This is a genomic window from Heliobacterium mobile, from assembly GCF_009720735.1.
Lineage (GTDB): Bacteria > Bacillota > Desulfitobacteriia > Heliobacteriales > Heliobacteriaceae > Heliobacterium > Heliobacterium mobile.
On record NZ_WNKU01000005.1, the window covers coordinates 139,813 to 158,543 of the forward strand.

At 53.0% G+C, this 18,731-nt stretch carries 14 protein-coding genes; 11 read left to right on the forward strand and 3 right to left on the reverse strand.

Going from position 1 to position 18,731, the window contains the following annotated elements:
- Positions 1–53 precede the first annotated feature (53 nt).
- The 4 genes from yihA (at position 54) to GJ688_RS06740 (ending at position 3,675) form a co-directional block, all read left to right on the forward strand.
- Entirely contained in the window at positions 54–767 is a 714-nt protein-coding gene (gene yihA, locus GJ688_RS06725) for a ribosome biogenesis GTP-binding protein YihA/YsxC (protein ID WP_155475774.1), read from the forward strand.
- A gap of 172 nt (positions 768–939) precedes the next feature.
- A complete protein-coding gene (locus GJ688_RS06730) occupies positions 940–1,986 on the forward strand; it encodes an ABC transporter substrate-binding protein (RefSeq protein ID WP_328597330.1) in 1,047 nt (348 codons plus the stop codon).
- A gap of 58 nt (positions 1,987–2,044) precedes the next feature.
- Positions 2,045–2,842 (forward strand): ABC transporter ATP-binding protein, encoded by a 798-nt coding sequence (locus tag GJ688_RS06735; RefSeq protein ID WP_170291749.1) that lies wholly within the window; start codon positions 2,045–2,047, stop codon positions 2,840–2,842.
- A gap of 2 nt (positions 2,843–2,844) precedes the next feature.
- Positions 2,845–3,675, forward strand: coding sequence for an ABC transporter permease (locus GJ688_RS06740; RefSeq protein ID WP_155475776.1), 831 nt, complete (start codon positions 2,845–2,847; stop codon positions 3,673–3,675).
- A 198-nt stretch (positions 3,676–3,873) separates the two neighbouring features.
- Here GJ688_RS06740 and GJ688_RS06745 read toward each other — a convergent pair whose 3' ends face one another.
- The 3 genes from GJ688_RS06745 to iorA form a co-directional block, all read right to left on the reverse strand.
- Complete coding sequence (locus GJ688_RS06745; protein ID WP_155475777.1) at positions 3,874–5,187, reverse strand: phenylacetate--CoA ligase family protein; 1,314 nt, start codon at positions 5,185–5,187, stop codon at positions 3,874–3,876.
- Between the two features lie 92 nt (positions 5,188–5,279).
- A complete protein-coding gene (locus tag GJ688_RS06750) occupies positions 5,280–5,894 on the reverse strand; it encodes an indolepyruvate oxidoreductase subunit beta (protein ID WP_155475778.1) in 615 nt (204 codons plus the stop codon).
- Positions 5,891–7,804, reverse strand: coding sequence for an indolepyruvate ferredoxin oxidoreductase subunit alpha (gene iorA, locus GJ688_RS06755; RefSeq protein WP_155475818.1), 1,914 nt, complete (start codon positions 7,802–7,804; stop codon positions 5,891–5,893). The genes GJ688_RS06750 and iorA overlap by 4 nt, the downstream gene beginning before the upstream one ends.
- 199 nt (positions 7,805–8,003) lie before the next feature.
- On the opposite strand from iorA, the gene GJ688_RS06760 reads away from it, so the two are divergent.
- From GJ688_RS06760 to GJ688_RS06790, 7 genes are all read left to right on the forward strand, one after another.
- On the forward strand, positions 8,004–11,180 hold the full coding sequence (locus GJ688_RS06760; RefSeq protein ID WP_155475779.1) for an efflux RND transporter permease subunit: 3,177 nt from the start codon (positions 8,004–8,006) through the stop codon (positions 11,178–11,180).
- Positions 11,181–11,437: 257 nt separating this feature from the next.
- Positions 11,438–13,282, forward strand: a complete 1,845-nt coding sequence (gene asnB, locus GJ688_RS06765; protein WP_155475780.1) for an asparagine synthase (glutamine-hydrolyzing) — start codon at positions 11,438–11,440, stop codon at positions 13,280–13,282.
- A gap of 244 nt (positions 13,283–13,526) precedes the next feature.
- Positions 13,527–14,279, forward strand: a complete 753-nt coding sequence (locus GJ688_RS06770; RefSeq protein WP_155475781.1) for a hypothetical protein — start codon at positions 13,527–13,529, stop codon at positions 14,277–14,279.
- A gap of 260 nt (positions 14,280–14,539) precedes the next feature.
- Positions 14,540–15,196, forward strand: coding sequence for an energy-coupling factor ABC transporter permease (locus GJ688_RS06775; protein WP_155475782.1), 657 nt, complete (start codon positions 14,540–14,542; stop codon positions 15,194–15,196).
- Entirely contained in the window at positions 15,189–15,521 is a 333-nt protein-coding gene (locus tag GJ688_RS06780) for a PDGLE domain-containing protein (protein WP_235910821.1), read from the forward strand. The genes GJ688_RS06775 and GJ688_RS06780 overlap by 8 nt, the downstream gene beginning before the upstream one ends.
- Complete coding sequence (locus GJ688_RS06785) at positions 15,518–17,125, forward strand: ATP-binding cassette domain-containing protein (RefSeq protein ID WP_155475783.1); 1,608 nt, start codon at positions 15,518–15,520, stop codon at positions 17,123–17,125. Before GJ688_RS06780 ends, GJ688_RS06785 begins: the two co-directional genes overlap by 4 nt.
- A 214-nt stretch (positions 17,126–17,339) precedes the next feature.
- Entirely contained in the window at positions 17,340–18,521 is a 1,182-nt protein-coding gene (locus GJ688_RS06790) for an ABC transporter substrate-binding protein (RefSeq protein ID WP_155475784.1), read from the forward strand.
- Positions 18,522–18,731: the final 210 nt, after the last annotated feature.

Sequence of the window (18,731 nt, forward strand, 5' to 3'; positions counted from 1 at the left end):
CCCCTGTTCATCCTTTTTAGATCAGGGTGAATTTTGAAATGAGGTTTCATTAAATGAACGATCCAAATCAACGAGACGGTCTTAGTACTGATGAACCGAATGTTGCGGTCCCGGATGCTGGCGAACCGAATAATGCCGAATCGAAAGCACCGGAGACGCTAAAAATCAAGGAAGCTGAATTCATCATCAGTGCCGTGAAACCGGAACAGTATCCCGTCGACAATTTACCAGAGGTAGCGATGGCCGGTCGCTCCAACGTCGGCAAATCATCGATGATCAACAAGCTTTGCAACCGGCGCCATTTAGCTCGTACCTCGTCGACGCCGGGGAAGACCCAAACCTTAAACTTTTATCAGATCAACAAAGCCTATTACATCGTCGATCTCCCCGGATACGGCTATGCGAGCGTGTCGAAGACCTTGCGGGCCGGGTGGGGGCCCATGATGGAGAATTACTTGCGCAACCGTCCCCAGTTAAGAGGAGTCATCCAACTGGTCGATATTCGCCATCCACCTTCCAAAGACGACATGGCCATGTACGAATGGCTGACCCACTTTCAAATCGCCACCGCTGTCATTGCCACCAAGTCCGATAAAATCTCCCGAGGTCAGCATGGGAAGCATGTAAAAGTCATCCGGCAAACCCTCAATGTGCCGAAGGAAGTTCCCATTCTCACCTTTTCCTCAGAGACTGGAGAGGGGAAAGAAGATGTTTTGGACTTGCTCGGCTATCTCTGGGGAACGGAGATACTCGAGGCCCATCTATAGACAAGCCGTAGGAAAAAACTGAATTGATAAGGCAATCAAACTTCCAATCTGAAGGATTTACCTCGATTGGAAGTTTTTATTTTTGTCTTGGCGCACCTTTTTCCTATAAAAGTGCATATACATTTGGAGGAAAATATTTCAGCTTATCCGAAGAAGGGAGGCTTTCCGCTTGGTGCATTTTCGGGGAACGGGTTTCAAGCTGTTTCTTTGCAGCCTGCTGACGATAGCTCTCTTGCTTTCGGGCTGCTCTTTCGGCAAGGACAGTCCGACGGGCAGTACCAGCAGCGAACCTGGTAAAACCAAAAAAGTCCGACTCACGGAAGTGGTTCATTCCGTCTTTTATGCCCCCCTCTATGTGGCATTGAACCAAGGCTATTTTCAACAGGAAAACCTGGATGTTGAGAAGACCACCGCTTGGGGCGGTGACAAAGCTATGACAGCACTGGTGACTGACCAAGCTGACATCGGTCTGATCGGACCAGAAACGATCATTTACACGTATCAGCAAGGTTCTGACAAAAAGATCATGACCTTTGCTCAACTCACCCAGAGGGACGGCTCATTTTTGGTGGGCCGTAAGGGCCAGCCCTTCTCTTGGGAAGGCCTGAAAGGAAAGTCGATCATCGGTGCTCGAAAAGGCGGCGTACCGGAAATGGTCTTAGAATGGACGCTGAAGCAAAAGGGATCAAAGCCCTTGGATGATGTGAACATTATTCAAAACATTCAATTCACCGCTACGGCGGGTGCCTTTACCTCGGGTACCGGCGACTACGTAGCCCTGTTCGAGCCAACCGTATCAGAATTAGAAGCTGGCGGTGCCGGTCAGGTTGTCGCTTCCTTAGGGGTAGAGGGAGGCATTCTTCCCTACACTTGCTTTATGGCTAGCGGCGACTATATCCAGCAGAACCGGGAGGCGGTCTTAGCCTTCACCCGGGCCATCTATAAAGCACAACAATGGGTTTCGACTCATAGTGTCGACGAAATCACCGATGCCATCATGCCTTCCTTCGAGGGAAGTGATCGATCTATCGTTCATAATGCCGTAGCGCGGTATCAAGGGCAGGATACCTGGGCGAAGGATCCGAGAATACAACCGGGCGGCTTAAAATACTTGCAAGACATCATTGAATCGGCAGGGGAACTGAAGCAACGTGTACCAGACGAACAAATGGCGCTTACGGATGTAGCTGAAGAAGTCATGGCATCGGTTAAGCAGTGACCATTTAGCCGCTCACTCATCTCGGTGGGCGGCTTTTCTCACGGAAGGGGTGCATGGTGTGACAGAGTTGGCCATAGAACTGCGGAATGTGACGGTGACATACCAGACACCGAAAGGGGAAATTCCTGCCCTAGAAGACATCCAGTTGAAGGTTACACCTGGTGAGTTTGTAGCCCTTGTCGGACCGAGCGGGTGCGGAAAAAGCACGATTTTATCGCTCATCGCCGGTCTCTTTGAGCCCACCTATGGCGAAGTCTTCGTAAAAGGAGAACAGTCTGGGCGACATCAGTGCCGTATCGGATATATGCTACAGCAAGACTTTCTGCTGCCTTGGCGGACCGTTTTGGACAATGCCAATTTAGGGCTGGAACTGCAAAAAGACCGGGGAAAAGAGACCCTGGTGGAAGATTTGCTAAAAACGTATGGGCTGGAAAAATTTCTGCATCATCACCCAACGGAATTATCCGGCGGGATGCGGCAGCGGGTCGCTCTCGTGCGCACTTTGGCCGTCGATCCAGATATATTTTTGCTCGACGAACCTTTCTCAGCGCTTGACTATCAAACTCGAACGACGATCCAGGAAGAAGTTTGGCAGGCATTGAAATCACGCCGCAAGACAACGGTTCTGGTCACCCATGACGTTGGTGAAGCGGTAGCGATGAGTGATCGAGTGATCGTTCTTACATCGAGACCAGCAAAAGTGAAACGAGATCTGACGATCGAATTTGGCAAGGAACACCCCGGCCCTTGGCAAGCACGCAAATCGAAAGGTTTTGTCGATTATGTAGACCTCATCTGGGACGAACTTCGGGAATATGTCGACCGGGAGACGCCGGCAGGGAAAGGAGAGACGTAGCCATGTCAACGATTCCAAGGCAGCAGTATCTACAGAAGATGCGAAAGGAAAAGTGGTTGATCATCCTAACCCAGGCTTTTATCCTAGCTGCTTTTATTGTCGCCTGGGAGGTCATGGCGTCCGCACGCATCATCGACCCATTTCTGTTCAGCCGGCCTTCGCAGATCATTGAGCTGCTGCTCAAACTCGCCCGAGAAGGAGAACTGTTTCACCATGTAGCTGTTACCGTTGGAGAAACTTTGGCCGGCTTTTTCCTGGGAACCTTCTTAGGTTTATTGACGGCCATCCTGCTCTGGTGGTATCCATCATTGGCCCGGCTGATGGATCCCTTCTTAGTGGTGCTCAACAGCACGCCCAAAATCGCCTTAGGCCCCATCTTCATCGTGTGGATGGGCAACGGATATGGGGCAATCTTGACGATGGCCCTGACGATCTCGGTGATAACCACGATTACGGTCATCTACAGCGGTTTCACGGAGGTTCCCGAAGGGTATGTGAAGTTGATCCGCGTCTTTGGTGGGAATCGCTGGGAAATCCTGCGCAAAGTTATCTTGCCGGCATCGGTACCGACGATCATTGCAGCCTTGAAAGTGAATATCGGCTTGACTCTTGTCGGTGTCATCGTCGGTGAATTTCTCGTCTCCAAATCTGGCCTGGGCTATTTGATCATCTATGGCGGTCAGGTCTTTCAACTGACGCTGGTGATCGCGAGCATCGTCATCTTGGCCGTCGTGGCGGCAATCCTCTATCAATTCGTGGCCTGGTTCGAGCGGCGTTGGATATCGAATCCATCGAGCGGGAGTGCCCGGGTACGAGTGGGATCGGGGGGATAAGCAAAGAACGTACGGGCTATTTTTATAAAAGTCCGTTTATTGATTGGTCATCGATGAGCTATCGATGAAGATTGCCGAAATAAAGAAAGACTGCCCAAACTAGGGCAGTCTCTTACGACAATTCAAAGTTCATTCGCAGTTCTATGGCAGTTATTTACTCTTGTCTATACAGAACTGATAAACAGCGCTAGCTATGTGTCAGCCTTGATTCAGATAGTCATAACGATGGTCAAAGACTCGCTTCGTCTTTCGCTCTGTACGAGGCAGAGCGCCATGGGGGAGCACTTCCACATCAGCTAAGATGCCGATGGTCGTCTTAATATTTTTGCGGCAGGCTTTAGCCACTTCATCGACGCTGTGTCCGTTGGCCAGTTCGACACGGATGCGGATGTGATCTTTGTTATCGATCCGCTCCAAAACGATCTGATACTCACTGGACACGCCAGGGGTGTGGCGCAGGACGTGATCGATCTGGCCGGGGTAGATATTAACCCCTTTGATTTTGATCATGTCATCAGTGCGTCCCAATACCCGTCGGATCATCGGATAGGGGCTGCCACAGGAACATGCTGTCGGGATGATCGTCGTTATATCACGCGTCCGGTAGCGGATCAGGGGCATTCCTTGCTTGGCGATGGTGGTGATGACCAGTTCGCCTTCCTCGCCGGGTGGGAGCACAGAGCCAGTTTCCGGATCGATCACCTCGAAGATAAGATAGTCAGACCAGAAATGCAACCCTTCGTGGCAAGGACAGTCGATGGCGATCCCAGGACCGTATATTTCCGTTAGGCCGTATATATCGAAGGTCTCCATACCGAGAAGGCTTTCAATGCGTTCCCGCATCTTTTCGCCCCACCGTTCAGAACCGAAGACACCGATGCGAAGGCGCAACTGGTCGAGAATTCCCCGTCGCTCCGCTTCTTCTGCCAAAAGCAGTCCATAAGAGGAGGTGCCGATAAGGACGGTCGTTTGCAGGTCCGTCATCATTTCCAACTGTTTATCGGTGTTGCCGGGTCCCGTCGGAATCGTCATGGCGCCGAGCTTTTCTACACCGGCCTGAAAGCCGATACCGGCTGTCCAGAGGCCATAGCCGGGAGTCACTTGCACACGGTCACGGCGGTGTACGCCAACCGTTTCTAGACACCGTGCCATCATGATGGCCCAGTCATCCACATCTTGTTGGGTGTAGGGAACGATGACCGGTTTGCCTGTCGTGCCCGAGGAGGAATGAATGCGTACCACGTCGTCTTCGGCACAGGCCATCAACCCGAGCGGATAGCCTTTCCGCAGGTCCTGCTTTGTCGTAAAGGGGAGGCGGGCTAAGTCTTCCAGGCTGCGAATGTCTCCCGGTTGAATGCCGGCTTGTTGGAACCGTTCCCGATAGAAAGGACTTCCCTCATAAGCGCGATGAATGGTACGGATCAGCTTGGGCAGTTGGTCCTCCGCAATTTGTTCGAAATCGATCGGGCGGTTCATCACTGCCCGTTGGCAAGCATTGCTGTTCATGGCCATGTCTTTCTCCTCTCAAACTCATCTAACTCGTCAATAAAGAACCTCTCGGCTCGGCTCGATGGCCGTCTCCGGGGTGGGAAAACTTCTTCTCTTTAAGATACCAGAGGGGCCGCTTGCGGACAAGCCCCTAAGGCTTGGCCGGCCAAAAAGGCCTTTCTGTTTACCTCATGCAGGCGGGGAGGAAGAATTCTTTCAGCGGCTTGCCAGAGCATGTCGGCGCTCACGGGCATATTCGGCAAGGTGGACAGAGCACCGAGCATGACCATATTCGTGGCTCGGGCGGTTCCTGCTTCGATGGCGGCCGAGGTTGCATCAAAGAGACGGACTCGGGTTCCCTGGGACTGAAGAAAGGCCACAATCTCCTCTTCCGGGTACTGAGTCAGGCCCAGTCCTACGGCTGGCGGGATGATCGTACGCCCGTTGATGACGGCCTGTCCTTGGGGGGATAGTTTCGACCAGCCTTTCAGACTTTCCGACAGTTCCAGGCTGACTAAAAGATCGGCTGTGCCTTCGGGGATTAACGCCCCTTGAAGCTTCTCGCCGATGCGGACATGGCTGATTACGGAACCTTCCCGCTGGGCCATGCCGATCGTCTCGGAAGTTCGCACTTCATATCCGGCGGCGAGGGCAGCCTCGGCAAAAACGCGGGAGGCCAGCACGCCTCCTTGCCCGCCGACACCGGTGATCACTAGATTGAAGGTCTTCATCGTTGCACCTCCGGAGAAATGGCATCCCAGGGGCAGACTTGGGCACAGGCGCCACAGCCGAAACATTTTTCCCGGGCGATGCGCACAGCACCGCTTTTCCGTCCTTCTTGCCGTTCCTCCTCCGTGAGAGGCGCTTCAAATAATGCGGGACAGCCAAACTGACGGATACAAAGGCCGCAACGGCGGCAAGCTGCATCGTCGATCCGATGGGGGATCTGACGTTTCGCGATACTGATGCAATCGCGCCGGGCGATGATGACCGATACACCGGGGTACTCTACAGCCTCTTTTGCCGCAGCGATCATGGAGGGTAAGTCATAAGGGTCGACGGTGCGAATCCATTCGACGCCACAAGCCTGAGCGATGGCGGCAATATCGATGTAAGGAGCCGGTTCCTGCTTGCCTTTCCAGCCGAGACCCGGATGGGGCTGATGGCCTGTCATGGCAGTGGTACGGTTGTCCAGGACGACCAGGGTCATGCGAGCCTGATTGTAGACGGCGTTGATCAACGGCGGGATGCCGGAGTGGAAAAAGGTAGAATCGCCTAAAAAAGCAATATGGGGGCGAGCCGGTTCTACTCGGTCAAAACCAGCGGCCATCGCTACCGATGCACCCATACAGACGATGGTATCAGCCGCCCGCAAGGGAGGCATTACACCTAAGGTATAACAGCCGATATCGCCAGTGAATAGAGCATCCTGTCCTTTAAGGGACTTTTTGAAGGCGTAGAAAGAGTTGCGGTGGGGGCAGCCGGCGCAGAGGATCGGCGTCCGCAGGGGAGGAGCGGGGATATCTGTCAGGCCAGCCTGCGCTGTCGGCACTTCCGGCAGGCTGAGTTCGGGCAGGACTTCCGCAAAGTACCGCCGCAACGCCGCCTGTACCGTATTCGTGTTGAATTCGCCCTCGCGGGGGAGGTGGCCCGATAACTTGCCGACAATAGGAATTTGTATGCCGCGGTGGAAGGCCGCCACCGTCAGTTGCTCCTCGATGACCGGCTCCTGTTCCTCCACAATGAACACCGCATGCTTGCCTTGCAGGTAGTCGAGCACATCCTCAGCCGGTAACGGAGTGGGACCGCCCACCTTGTACACGGGCAGGGATACTCCGAGATTCGCTAAGGCTTCCTGCACATAATTGTAAGAGACACCGCCGGTCACGATACCGACCGAAACTGTATCAGCATCGCTGCATTCGGGCACAACCCGGTTCAGTTTTTTTTCTACAAACCAGCGGCCCATATCTTTTTGACAAGCGTTTAACCAGCGATGCTTTTTAGCCGATAAAGTAGGCAGGATGGCCCAATTCGGATCCCGCTCAAAATGAAGAGGAGGAAGAGGTACGGCCGGACGGGGCGGGGGACTGAACTCAACATCCTGACAAACGTGGGCCGTCCGCGTCGTCGGGCGCAGGATGACGGGAACCTTTAAGGACTCGGACAGCTCGAAGGCCAGTTTCGTCATTTCCCGAGCCTCAGCCGGCGTGGAAGGGTCGAGAACGGGAAGCTTGGCAAAGCGGGCAAAGAGCCGTGTGTCCTGTTCCGTCTGAGAACTGTGCGGACCCGGGTCATCGGCGACCACCAGGACCAGACCGCCTTTGGTGCCGAGATAAGCCAGCGTCATCAAGGGATCAGAGGCCACATTCAGGCCGACTTGCTTCATACAAGCCATGGCGCGAGCGCCAGCCCAGGATGCGGCTATCGCTGTTTCAAGGGCCACCTTCTCGTTGACGGACCATTCGGCATATATGCCATAATCAGCGGCGTGCTGAATGATATGTTCGGTCACTTCGGTAGAGGGAGTCCCGGGGTAGGCGGCGACGACGCGAACACCCGCCTCAATCGCTCCCCAGGCGATAGCTTCATTTCCCATCAAAAGCTGTCGAGGTGATGGGGTTTCTGTAGTTAGGCTCATCAGCAGTATCCTTTCCATAGAACGTTCGCTTGGGCAATCGATATCTAGCTTTATTTCGACGTCGATACATAAAACCCTCGTCATCACTGAATTTCGTTCGTCAAAGGGGTAATCTTTCTCTCAACTCCCTATGCTATAATAGGGTTTACACCGACCAGTCAGTCCGGATTCGCATGTACATAAACCGGGAGGAATGCCTTTGCGTTTAACTGAACTCGCGCTCAAACGGCCCGCCATGATGACGATGGTCGTGCTCTTCTTTGTGGTGATCGGTCTATACAGCTACCGGAGCATCGGTGTGGAGCTGTACCCGGCTTTGAATACGCCTTTCGTGACTGTATCTGTATCCTACGACGGTGCCGGTGCGGAAGAGATGGAGACCCAAGTCATCAAACCTCTGGAAGACGGCCTCTCTTCGCTACCCCATTTAAAGAAGATCACTTCCGTAGCCAATGAAGGCCGGGGAAACGTACTATTAGAGTTTGAATTGACGGCGAATGCGGACCAGGCTGCCATTGATGTTCAGAAAAAAGTGGACAGCGTCAAGGGCCGCCTCCCCGATGATGTTTCGGACCCGGTCGTAATCAAACGGGATATGAACGCAACCCCTGTCGCTTCCACCTCCTTCAGCGCCCCTCGTCCCCTTTATGAGACCTTTGACATTGCTAAAGACGTGATTAAAGAACGGCTACAAAAAGTCAACGGCGTTTCTGATGTGACGATCACCGGCGGACAGGAACGGGAGATCACCATCAATATCGACAAGACCAAGCTCCAGATGTACGGTTTGTCTATCAATCAAGTGATCCGGCGGCTTGAACAGGAAAACTTGAACGAACCTTCGGGACGCCTCGATCGTCCCGACAGGGAATACATGGTCCGCGTTCTCGGTGAATTCCGCAGTGTCGAAGAAATTAAGAACCTGGAAATTCCCACAGCTAACGGCAGCAGCATTCCCTTACGGCACATCGCCGACGTGAAAGACGGATATAAAGAAATTCGTGAGTATGCTCGTTTAAACGGCGAACCGGCCCTCGCGATCATGGTGTTTAAACAATCCGACGCCAGCCTCGTCGATGTAGGGGACCGGTTGAAAAAAGAACTGGAGAACATCAAAGCAGAACTTCCGGAAGGCTCTCAGCTCGTCATCGCCCGGGACTTTTCGAACTACATACGCCTCTCCGTCGGGGGAACCCGTTCCAGCATCATTGAAGGCATCCTCTCCACCAGCTTCGCCTTGCTCTTTTTCCTCCGCGATTGGCGGTCGATGGTTTCGGTCTTGATCGCCATCCCTACATCGCTCATCTCCACCTTGGCAGGCATGTACTTCGCCGGCTTTACCTTCAACGTCATGTCCCTCATGGGTATGGCCATGTGTATCGGGATCCTTGTAGACGACTCCATCGTAGTCTTGGAAAATATCTATCGCCACCTCGCCATGGGGAAAAGTCCGAAAAGGGCGGCTCTGGACGGCCGCTCCGAAATTGGACTTGCAGCTATCGCCATCACCGCCTCTGACATCGTCGTCTTTGCACCTATCGCCTTCATGGGGGGGATGGTGGGCCAGTTTTTCCGACAGTTCGGCTTGACTGTCGTCTTCGCCACGCTCATGTCTTTATTCGTGTCCTTTACCCTTACGCCGTTGCTCGCATCTCGACTCTTAAAGCCTATGGGAGAAGGAGAGCAGCTGCACCCGCTGGCCGGCGTTTCCTGGTATAAAGGCGTGCGCAAAGCCTTGCAGCGCTTTTTCATCCCTATCGATCACTTTGCCTGCAAATTCCGGGACACCTATCTGCGTGTCTTGGACTGGTCCTTCGGCCACCGAAAAACCGTTTTGACAGCAGCCCTAGTCGTCTTTTTGTTAGCGGTAGCGATGATTCCCTTAAAGCTCATCGGGATGGAGTTTTCACCTCAATCCGATCAGGGCGACTTACAGGTAAACGTAGAATTGCCGATTGGTACACCGATACAGAAAACAGACCAAGCCTTAAAAGAAGTGGAAGCTTACATCCAAACTATCCCGGAGGTCCGTTACTTTCAAACGGCCATCGGCTCTTCTGGTGGAATCGGGATGAGCTCTACCGGTTCCAACATCGGCCGTGTCGGTGTTTCCCTGGTGAACAAAAAGGATCGTGACCGATCGATCTGGGAAGTATCGGAGCAGATCCGCGATTGGTCGAAGACGTTCCCTTATGGAAGAGTTACTGTCGCTGAAAGCGACAGCATGCATTCCAGTTCTGGAGGACCGGTTGCAATTGAGATTTCCAGCTCCGATCACCAGGCGCTGTTGGAAGCCTCCGAGAAGATCAAGGACATCGTCGCTCAAGCTCCCGGCAGCCGGGATGTGGATACCAACTGGCGAGTCGGCCAACCGGAGGTAAAAGTCCAAATCGACCGGTTGAAAGCGGCCTACTACGGCATATCGGTGAAAGAAGTTTCCGAAACCCTCCGAGCATCCCTCAATGGCAGCGTGGCTACAGAATATCGCCAAGGCGATAAAGAGGTTGACGTTACCGTAAAGATGACCGGTTTGAATAAATCCGACCTTGATGCACTCCGCAGTGTAAACCTGGCTACAAGTGACGGAAAGGTCATACAGCTTCAACAGGTGGCGAAAATCAGCATCGGCTCCGGACCGACGGAAATCCGCCGTTCCGACCGTCAGCGAACGATCACCATCAACGCCGGTTTGCAGGGACGAGTTTTAGACGATTTCCTCAAAGACGTCGATACGGAGATCAAGCAAAAAGGCCTCCCGCGCGGTGTTTCCTACAAATTCACCGGTTCGGCCCAAAACATGCAGGAATCCTTCACAGAACTGGTGGCTGCATTGCTTTTATCGATCGTGCTCGTCTACATGGTGCTCGTCATGCTCTATGAGTCTTACATGACCCCCTTTATCCGGATGCTCTCTTTGCCACTAGGCATCGCCGGCGCCCTCTTTGCGTTGGCCATAGCGAGAAACTCGCTCAACATCTTTTCCTTCATCGGCATCATCATGATGGATGGCCTCGTCGCCAAAAACGGCACTTTGCTCATCGATTATACCCACACCTTGCTGGAACAGGGGCGCACATTGCGGGAAGCCCTGGTGGAAGCTGGCCGAACCCGCCTTCGCCCGATCATCATGACGACGATCACGATGATCTTTGGCATGATGCCTTCCGCACTCGCCTTAACCGAAGGCAGTGAAAGCCGATCCAGCATGGCTTGGGTCTTGATCGGCGGCTTAATTACATCGACCTTTTTCACGCTCATCATCATCCCCGTCGTCTATACGATTATGGATGAATGGAAAGGTAAACTCGGCATGCGGTGGCAGAGAGCGAAGTCTAAATGGACAGGGCCTGCAGCGGAGAATAACGAAGCGTTATAGCATCAAGAGTTCTATAGTGACATGACCGTAAGGTAAAAAGGATAAGCCTTCGCGAGAGGTAACTCTGCCTCTCGCGAAGGCTTTTTACATTGATTCGGCCGAAGAGATAACCCACGGACCGCCGGACAGGCACATTCCGTCATTCTTCGCATATTCATGCAAGGCTACCCGATAGAACATCTCAACGGCAAGCAGCATACAATGGCATCAAATAAATTGAAAATGAAAATCAATCCCAAGAAAGAGAGGCGATAGACATGTGTGGAATCGTTGGTTGGATCGACTGGGAAGGGGATCTCTCTCAACGGGGACCGGTCTTGCACAGCATGGTGGAAACGCTCACTCACCGGGGACCTGATGCATCGGGAGTCTGGATCTCTCCCCAAGCCCTGATCGGCCATCGCCGTCTGATCGTGATCGACCCTGTTGGCGGCGTTCAACCGATGATCCGGCAAGCAGGCGATGGTAAGTATGTACTGGCCTACAACGGCGAACTGTACAACACAGCAGAACTGCGGGAGGAGTTGAAGGCGAAAGGCCATACCTTCCGTTCCCATTCCGATACGGAGGTGCTGCTCGTCGCTTTTATCGAGTGGGGGGAGGCTTGTGTAGAACGCTTCAACGGGATCTACGCCTTCGCCGTCTGGAACGAAGCGGAACAAAGTCTCTTTTTAGCTCGTGACCGCATGGGTGTAAAACCGCTCTTTTACGCCCAACGAGGCAGCGCCTTTTTTTTCGCCTCCGAACTGAAAGCACTCTTGGCCCATCCGGATATACCTGCCCAGTTGGATGCCGAGGGGCTGGCAGAGATCTTCGCCTTAGGGCCGGCACGGACACCGGGTCATGGTGTGCTGAAGGGCATAGCGGAAGTCCGTCCCGGCTGTGCGATGCGAATCGATCGCCAAGGTGCCCGTACACGCCAATACTGGTCTCTCGTAAGCCGACCTCATCAGCATGACCTCGAAAAAACCACTGCAACAGTCCGAGATCTGCTCCTTGATGCGGTGGAGCGTCAGCTGGTCTCCGATGTCCCCGTATGTACACTTCTCTCCGGCGGCCTCGATTCGAGCGCCCTCTCGGCGATCGCAGCCAACTATTACCGCCGAAACCACCTTGGAACTTTACACACCTATTCCGTAGACTATCAGGACAATGAACGCTACTTTACACCGAGTGATTTTCAGCCGAATGCCGATGCGCCATGGATTCAACGCATGACGGAATATCTCGGAACGGTCCACCATCCTGTGGTCATCGATACGCCGCAGTTGGTGGAGGCGTTGAAGGTGTCCCTGCGAGCCCGGGATCTGCCGGGGATGGCTGACGTAGACTCATCCTTGTATTTGTTCTGCCAGGAAATCAAAAAGGGGGCCACAGTGGCCCTTTCTGGGGAGTGCGCTGATGAGGTCTTCGGCGGCTATCCCTGGTTTCACCGAGAAGAGGCACTCTGGGCCGACACCTTCCCCTGGTCCCGCCGTTTGGCCGACCGGGTAAGCCTCTTGGCTCCGGAGATCAAAGAGTATATCCAACCGGAAGCTTATGTTCGCCGCCGGTACGAAGAAACACTGGCTGAAGTTCCGCGATTGCCCGGTGAAGATCGGGAAGAAGCACGCCGCCGGGAGATGTTTTATCTGAATATCAACTGGTTTATGGCTAATCTGCTCGATCGCAAAGACCGCATGAGCATGGCTACAGGGCTGGAGGTCCGGGTTCCGTTCTGTGACCACCGTCTCGTCGAATACGTGTGGAACATCCCCTGGTCTATGAAGACTTGCGAAGGCCGGGAAAAAGGGATCTTACGGCGCGCACTGCAGGGGATTCTTCCAGAAGATGTGCTCTGGCGCAAAAAAAGCCCCTATCCCAAAACCCACCATCCCGCCTATACGTCGGCGGTTCGGGAAGAGCTGGTCCAAATCCTCGATAACCCATCATCGCCCTTGCTCAAACTGATCGATGTGGAAAAAGTCAGAGCGCTGACACGGGCCGAAGCGGCCACCACTTCTTTACCCTGGTTTGGCCAACTGATGGGCATTCCGCAATTATACGCATACCTAGCCCAGATCGACTCCTGGCTGCGAGAGTACCGGGTCACCGTTCGCTGAACCAATCTTGTCGAAGAGGTTAACGATGCTTAACTCCCCGTCTATACCCACAAGTTTCTATCCCAAAGTTCTATAGTCTTTGAAGACCCCGGAATTTAATTTTTCCGGGGTCTTTTGTCAATATCGGGATTGCATAATGTATTGAATATTGCAAAGAAGCTAATACTATTTCCTAAATAAAGCAATCACATAGCGGAACTTTGAAAATGAGATGTGATTCGATTTTGGAGGGTGGTTTTCTAACATGGGTTCCTTACAGGATCTAGCCACAAGGGAGAAAGCTTTACAGACACTAGACGAAGAGTATCGCCGCTACCGGCAGGCGCTCGAAGCCGCCTTTTCTCTGGCCGAAGAAATGATGCAAAAAGCCCTTGAGCCGGTCCGGTCAGAGTTGCAAACCATCCGTGAACGGTTGGAAACGATGCCTTCTAACGCCGATTACGCACAAGGGGTAGGTCAGGGGATTTTAGCAGATCTGTCGGAGAGTGCCCCCAATTTGGCGAACTCCGTCGTCTCCGGCGAGAGCCAGTCCTCGTCAGGTCAACGGCGGACCCGGCCCCGGAAAAAAGAAAAAGAAGAAGAGCGGATGAAAGGTTCCCGCATTCGCTGGGGCAACACGGATGACGAAATCCGCAATACCGTTTTTGAGCAGTTGAAAGCCTTGGAAGAGCGGGGAAAAGAGATCACCATCACCACGATCAAAGCAGAAGTGCCGAGCATGATGCGTTACGTCTACGGGGAGCGGGCTTTGTTCAAAGGCATCGGTGATCTGCTGGAAGAATATCGAACAGCGATGGGCAAAAAAGACTCCCTTTCGATCGCATCGCGAGTGATCGAACTGCCCCATCGACCGGAAAACGCTGACTTTGACGGACCGGACCCAGATCCGGGTCCAATCAGTTCTCCTTCGGTAGGTGTAGAGACGGAAGCGGCACTTTTTCCGGTAAACCCCTTGCTGCCCAAAGAAGGAAATTTCTTTGATTTGTCGAAGCTATAAAGAGAATTCAAACTAGGTAAACAATCACCGCTGAAGCAATTATGGGCAAGAAGCCCGACAAAGGCCACGAAGGTCGGCAGGAGGTCATTCTGTTGACGTCGTGGCCTTTTTGCAGCTATACTGTACTTTTACGCTGCCATTATACAAGCGGGTAGTTAGCGCAGTTCCCGGATACTTTGAGTAGAAAAGGGATCAGACGTCAGCAAAAAAAGAAAAAACGCCACAGGATCACAAACGTTGGGAAGAAAGGAGTGCCCCTCTTGCATATCCCCGACCATTTTTTAAGTCCCACCACCTGGATAGGAGCATCGGCCATAAGCGGAGGCGCTTTGGCTTATGCTGCGAAGAAAACCCAAAAAAAGCTCGATGAGCGGCAGGTACCCTGGATGGGCGTGATGGGCGCCTTTATCTTTGCGGCGCAGATGGTGAACTTCCCCGTCGCCGGCGGAACATCAGGCCATTTGTTAGGCAGCATGCTCGCTGCCGTCGTATTGGGACCCTGGCCGACAATGATCATCATGTCGACCATACTGGGCATACAATGCCTCTTTTTTCAAGACGGAGGGATCACCGCCTTAGGGGCTAACATTTTGAATATGGCTGTCGTCGGCACATGGACCGGATACGGAACCTATCGACTCCTGCTCCGCCTGTTGCCGGGAACATGGGGGCAGAAGGCTGCCATATTTGCAGGAGGCTGGATGTCGGTCTTCCTGGCGTCCATAGTCGCCGCATTTGAACTCGCCTTTTCTGACACACTGCCCTTGAGCCTCGCCTTACCAGCGATGGCTGGCTGGCACAGCCTGATCGGCATCGGTGAAGGGCTGATCACCGTAGCTGTCATCCAATACCTGCTGCGGGTGAAACCAGAACTGAACATCGCCCCAATAAAAGGAGGGATGAATGTTCATGGTTGAACGGAAGAAAAACATGGGCCGCTGGATCGGCCTGCTCGTCATCGCGCTGGCGATCGCCGCCTTCCTTTCACCGTGGGCCTCGTCCTCGCCAGACGGCTTGGAACGAGTCGCTGAAGATTATGGATTTAGCGAAAAGGCCGATAAATCAGTACTAGAAGGAATTTTCCCGGACTATCTCATCCCGGGCTTGGACAATGAAGGACTGGCTACTGCCGCAGCCGGTATCGTGGGAACAACGATCACCTTCGGACTTTTAACTCTGCTCGGCAAGAAAATGGCTCGCCCCTCAGCAGATTCTCGACAGGGAGAGGAAGTCAGCGATTGAACCGGCAGCAACACCTCGGAAAAAACCGCAACAGCTATCGCCATGTAGCTGTTGCGGTTACCTTTGTTTTCATCGCCTCGATCGGCTTGATCGAAAACCTATACATACTGACGGCGCTGCTGTTGGGGATGTGGTCCCTGGGATTTTTCTCCGGTGTCGGTTTGCGAACCATCCTATCCCGGTTGGTTTGGCTCGTTCCATTTTTGGCCCTCACCTTACTGCTCTTTCCCTTTTGGTACCCGGGAGAGACCTTCTGGGTTTGGACGGCTCCCTGGGGAGGGAACTTTCAACTATCCCTGGAAGGCTTGCAGAAGGCACTGCGCTTAGGATTGCGGGTCGCTGTCGCTGTGAGCAGCTTGACCGTTCTCATGGAGTCGATGAGCCGGAGCCAGTTTTTTCAGGCCCTGCGCCGCCTGCGCATCCCGGCACTCTTTCTCCAGCTGGCTGAACTGATCCTACGCTATGTGGAAGTCTTTCGGGATGAAGCGCGACGGATGTCGCGGGCACGGAAAGCTCGTGGCTATGAGGAAAAAGGGGGGATTCTCAACCCCCACGTCCGTGCTGTCTATGCCGGCTTTTTGGGAACGTTGATGCTCCGAGCCATGGATCGGGCGGAACGAGTCTATCTAGCGATGCTGGCTCGTGGCTATAGCGCTACAGATTCTACGGACGGGCCGAGTCAGCCGCCTTTCGACGGTCCCATTGACCGGGAGCACCTGGCCATGGACCGAGCCAAACCAGACAAGTTTAAACTAGATCAATTTGAACTAGAAGAAACGACGGAACCATTGTCGGACTCCACTTGGCGATTGGGGCAAAAGGGGGAGGGAAGCCGTCTGGCTACCGGAAGATTGCAAGTAAAAAACCTATCCTATCGCTACCCAGGGTCAAATCGACCGGTCGACGCTCTGTGCCAGATCCAACTTAAGATAGAGCCGGGCCAGAAGGTGGCTCTCCTCGGTCCGAACGGAGCCGGTAAATCGACACTGATTCATCACTTATGCGGTCTCATCATCCCTCAGAGCGGGGAAGTTCGAATCGACGATCTATCGCTGACTCGAGATACGGCTCGGGAGATTCGCCGCCATGTGGGCTTGGTCTTTCAAGATCCCGACGACCAGCTGTTTTGTGGAACTGTCGCCGAAGACGTGGCCTTTGGACCACAAAATCTCGGTCTGCCTGAAGAAGAGGTCGAGAAGAGGGTGGAATCAGCCCTGGCGGCGGTACAAGGTCTTGATTTAGCCCGATACGCACCGCATCAACTCAGCTATGGGCAAAAGAAACGGGTGGCCATCGCCGGCGTGCTCGCCATGGACCCCGATATCCTCATCTTGGACGAGCCCATGGCTTATCTCGATCCCCAAGGGCAGGATGAAGTCATGCAGATCTTACAGGACTGCAACTGCCGGGGAAAAACGATCATCATGGCAATTCACGATATCGACCTCGCCGAGAGTTGGGCTGATCGAGTCATCATCCTACAGGACGGAGCCCTCCTCGCCGATGGCGGAACAGAAATTCTTGAGAACGAAAAGCTGCTCCAATCGGCTCGGCTATTGAGCAATTTCTCCCAATTGCGTAAACGAAAACAAGCAATTGAATAATCAAGAGGCCTCGGAAATCACCTCCAGAGGCCTCTTTTTCTTGCAATTAAAATATAACAAAATTCTTACTAATTAATTAAAAAAGTAAGGAGAAACTGTATTTGCATATAGGACATTGTTTCTTGTTGACGGACAGAGTATGGAACTCTATAATTAGTTTTAAGATTTACAATCATCAATGAATGATTGGTTTCTTAGAAAAAGGAGGAGAAAAATGGTCAAAAAGACATGGCTGAAAGGGATAGGCCTCTTTCTCAGCTTGGCAATGTTGGCTGGTTGTTCTGGTCAATCGAAGCCGACAGCAGGAGCCGGACAAGACAGCAATGAAATTGTCATCGGCGCCAACTTCGAACTCTCTGGGGACGTTGCTACATATGGTACATCATCATTGAACGCAGCTATGATCGCCTTTGACGAAATCAACGCCAAAGGCGGCATTAACGGCAAAAAGATTCGAGTTGTCAAGTATGACAACAAATCCGATAAGACCGAATCGATGAACGTAGCGACTCGCCTGATCACTCAGGATAAAGTCAGCGCCATCATCGGACCGGTCACCTCCGGCAATACCCTCGGCGTAGTTCCCGTCGTCAACTCCAAGAAAGTTCCTGTCCTCACTCCGACAGCGACCCATCCTGACGTGACGATCGACCCGAACACGAAGAAAGTCAACGAATATGTCTTCCGGGCTTGCTTCATCGATTCCTTCCAAGGAAAAGCAGCTGCTGAATTCGGCCTGAAAAAAGGCAAGAAGGCTGTCGTCCTCGTCAGCCAGGCTGACGAATACTCCAAAGGTCTCGCCAAGTTCTTCAAAGAAGGCTTTGCAGCCGGCGGCGGTACGATCCTCGGTGAAGAAGCTTTCAACAAAGATGACAACGACTACCGGGCCATCCTGACGAAAGTCAAGAGTCAGGAACCAGACGTAATTTACCTCCCCGCCTACTATGAAGTCGTCGCGAAAGTCGTCAAACAAGCCCGTGAACTGGGCATCAAAGCCGCCTTCGTCGGCGGCGACGGCTGGGATTCTCCGAAGCTGGTCGAAGTGGCTGGCAAGGACGTGCTGAACAACTGCTTCTTCACGAACCACTACACCCCGGAAGATCCCGATCCGGCTGTACAGTCTTTCGTAAAAGCCTATAAAGAAAAATACGGCCAAACTCCCGATGCCTTAGCTGCTCTCGCCTACGACGGCGCCCGTTTGCTGGCTGACGCGATCCAACGGGCCGGCAGCACCGAACCCGAAAAAATCAAAGAAGCCCTGGCTGCCACGAAAGACTTCCCGGCCATCACCGGTAAGTTCACTCTCAATGAAAACCATGACCCCGTCAAAGACATCGTCATCATCGAATTAAAAGACGGCAAACAAGTGGTCAGCGAAAAAATCAAATCCAAATAAAATTGACATGTCAATGAATAGGGCAGTAAAATGAAAATGACTTACTTAACTCTCTAGCAATCCAACCGTTAATGGATAGAGGTCGGACAATGAAGTTCGCCGTCAATTGACGACGTCAAAATTGCCCGGCCTTCTTTTTGTATTCAGGAGACTTTTCTGCCGACATAGACCCAATGAGTCTGAGGGGGTGAAGGATTACATAGGGTTTCG

Excerpts from the sequence above, each read along its gene's own strand:
- yihA (WP_155475774.1), top strand. The coding sequence starts at position 54 with ATGAACGATCCAAATCAACGAGACGGTCTTAGTACTGATGAACCGAAT.
- GJ688_RS06740 (WP_155475776.1), top strand. The coding sequence starts at position 2,845 with ATGTCAACGATTCCAAGGCAGCAGTATCTACAGAAGATGCGAAAGGAA.
- GJ688_RS06745 (WP_155475777.1), bottom strand. The coding sequence starts at position 5,187 with ATGGCCATGAACAGCAATGCTTGCCAACGGGCAGTGATGAACCGCCCG.
- GJ688_RS06750 (WP_155475778.1), bottom strand. The coding sequence starts at position 5,894 with ATGAAGACCTTCAATCTAGTGATCACCGGTGTCGGCGGGCAAGGAGGC.
- iorA (WP_155475818.1), bottom strand. The coding sequence starts at position 7,804 with ATGAGCCTAACTACAGAAACCCCATCACCTCGACAGCTTTTGATGGGA.
- asnB (WP_155475780.1), top strand. The coding sequence starts at position 11,438 with ATGTGTGGAATCGTTGGTTGGATCGACTGGGAAGGGGATCTCTCTCAA.
- GJ688_RS06770 (WP_155475781.1), top strand. The coding sequence starts at position 13,527 with ATGGGTTCCTTACAGGATCTAGCCACAAGGGAGAAAGCTTTACAGACA.
- GJ688_RS06780 (WP_235910821.1), top strand. The coding sequence starts at position 15,189 with ATGGTTGAACGGAAGAAAAACATGGGCCGCTGGATCGGCCTGCTCGTC.
- GJ688_RS06790 (WP_155475784.1), top strand. The coding sequence starts at position 17,340 with ATGGTCAAAAAGACATGGCTGAAAGGGATAGGCCTCTTTCTCAGCTTG.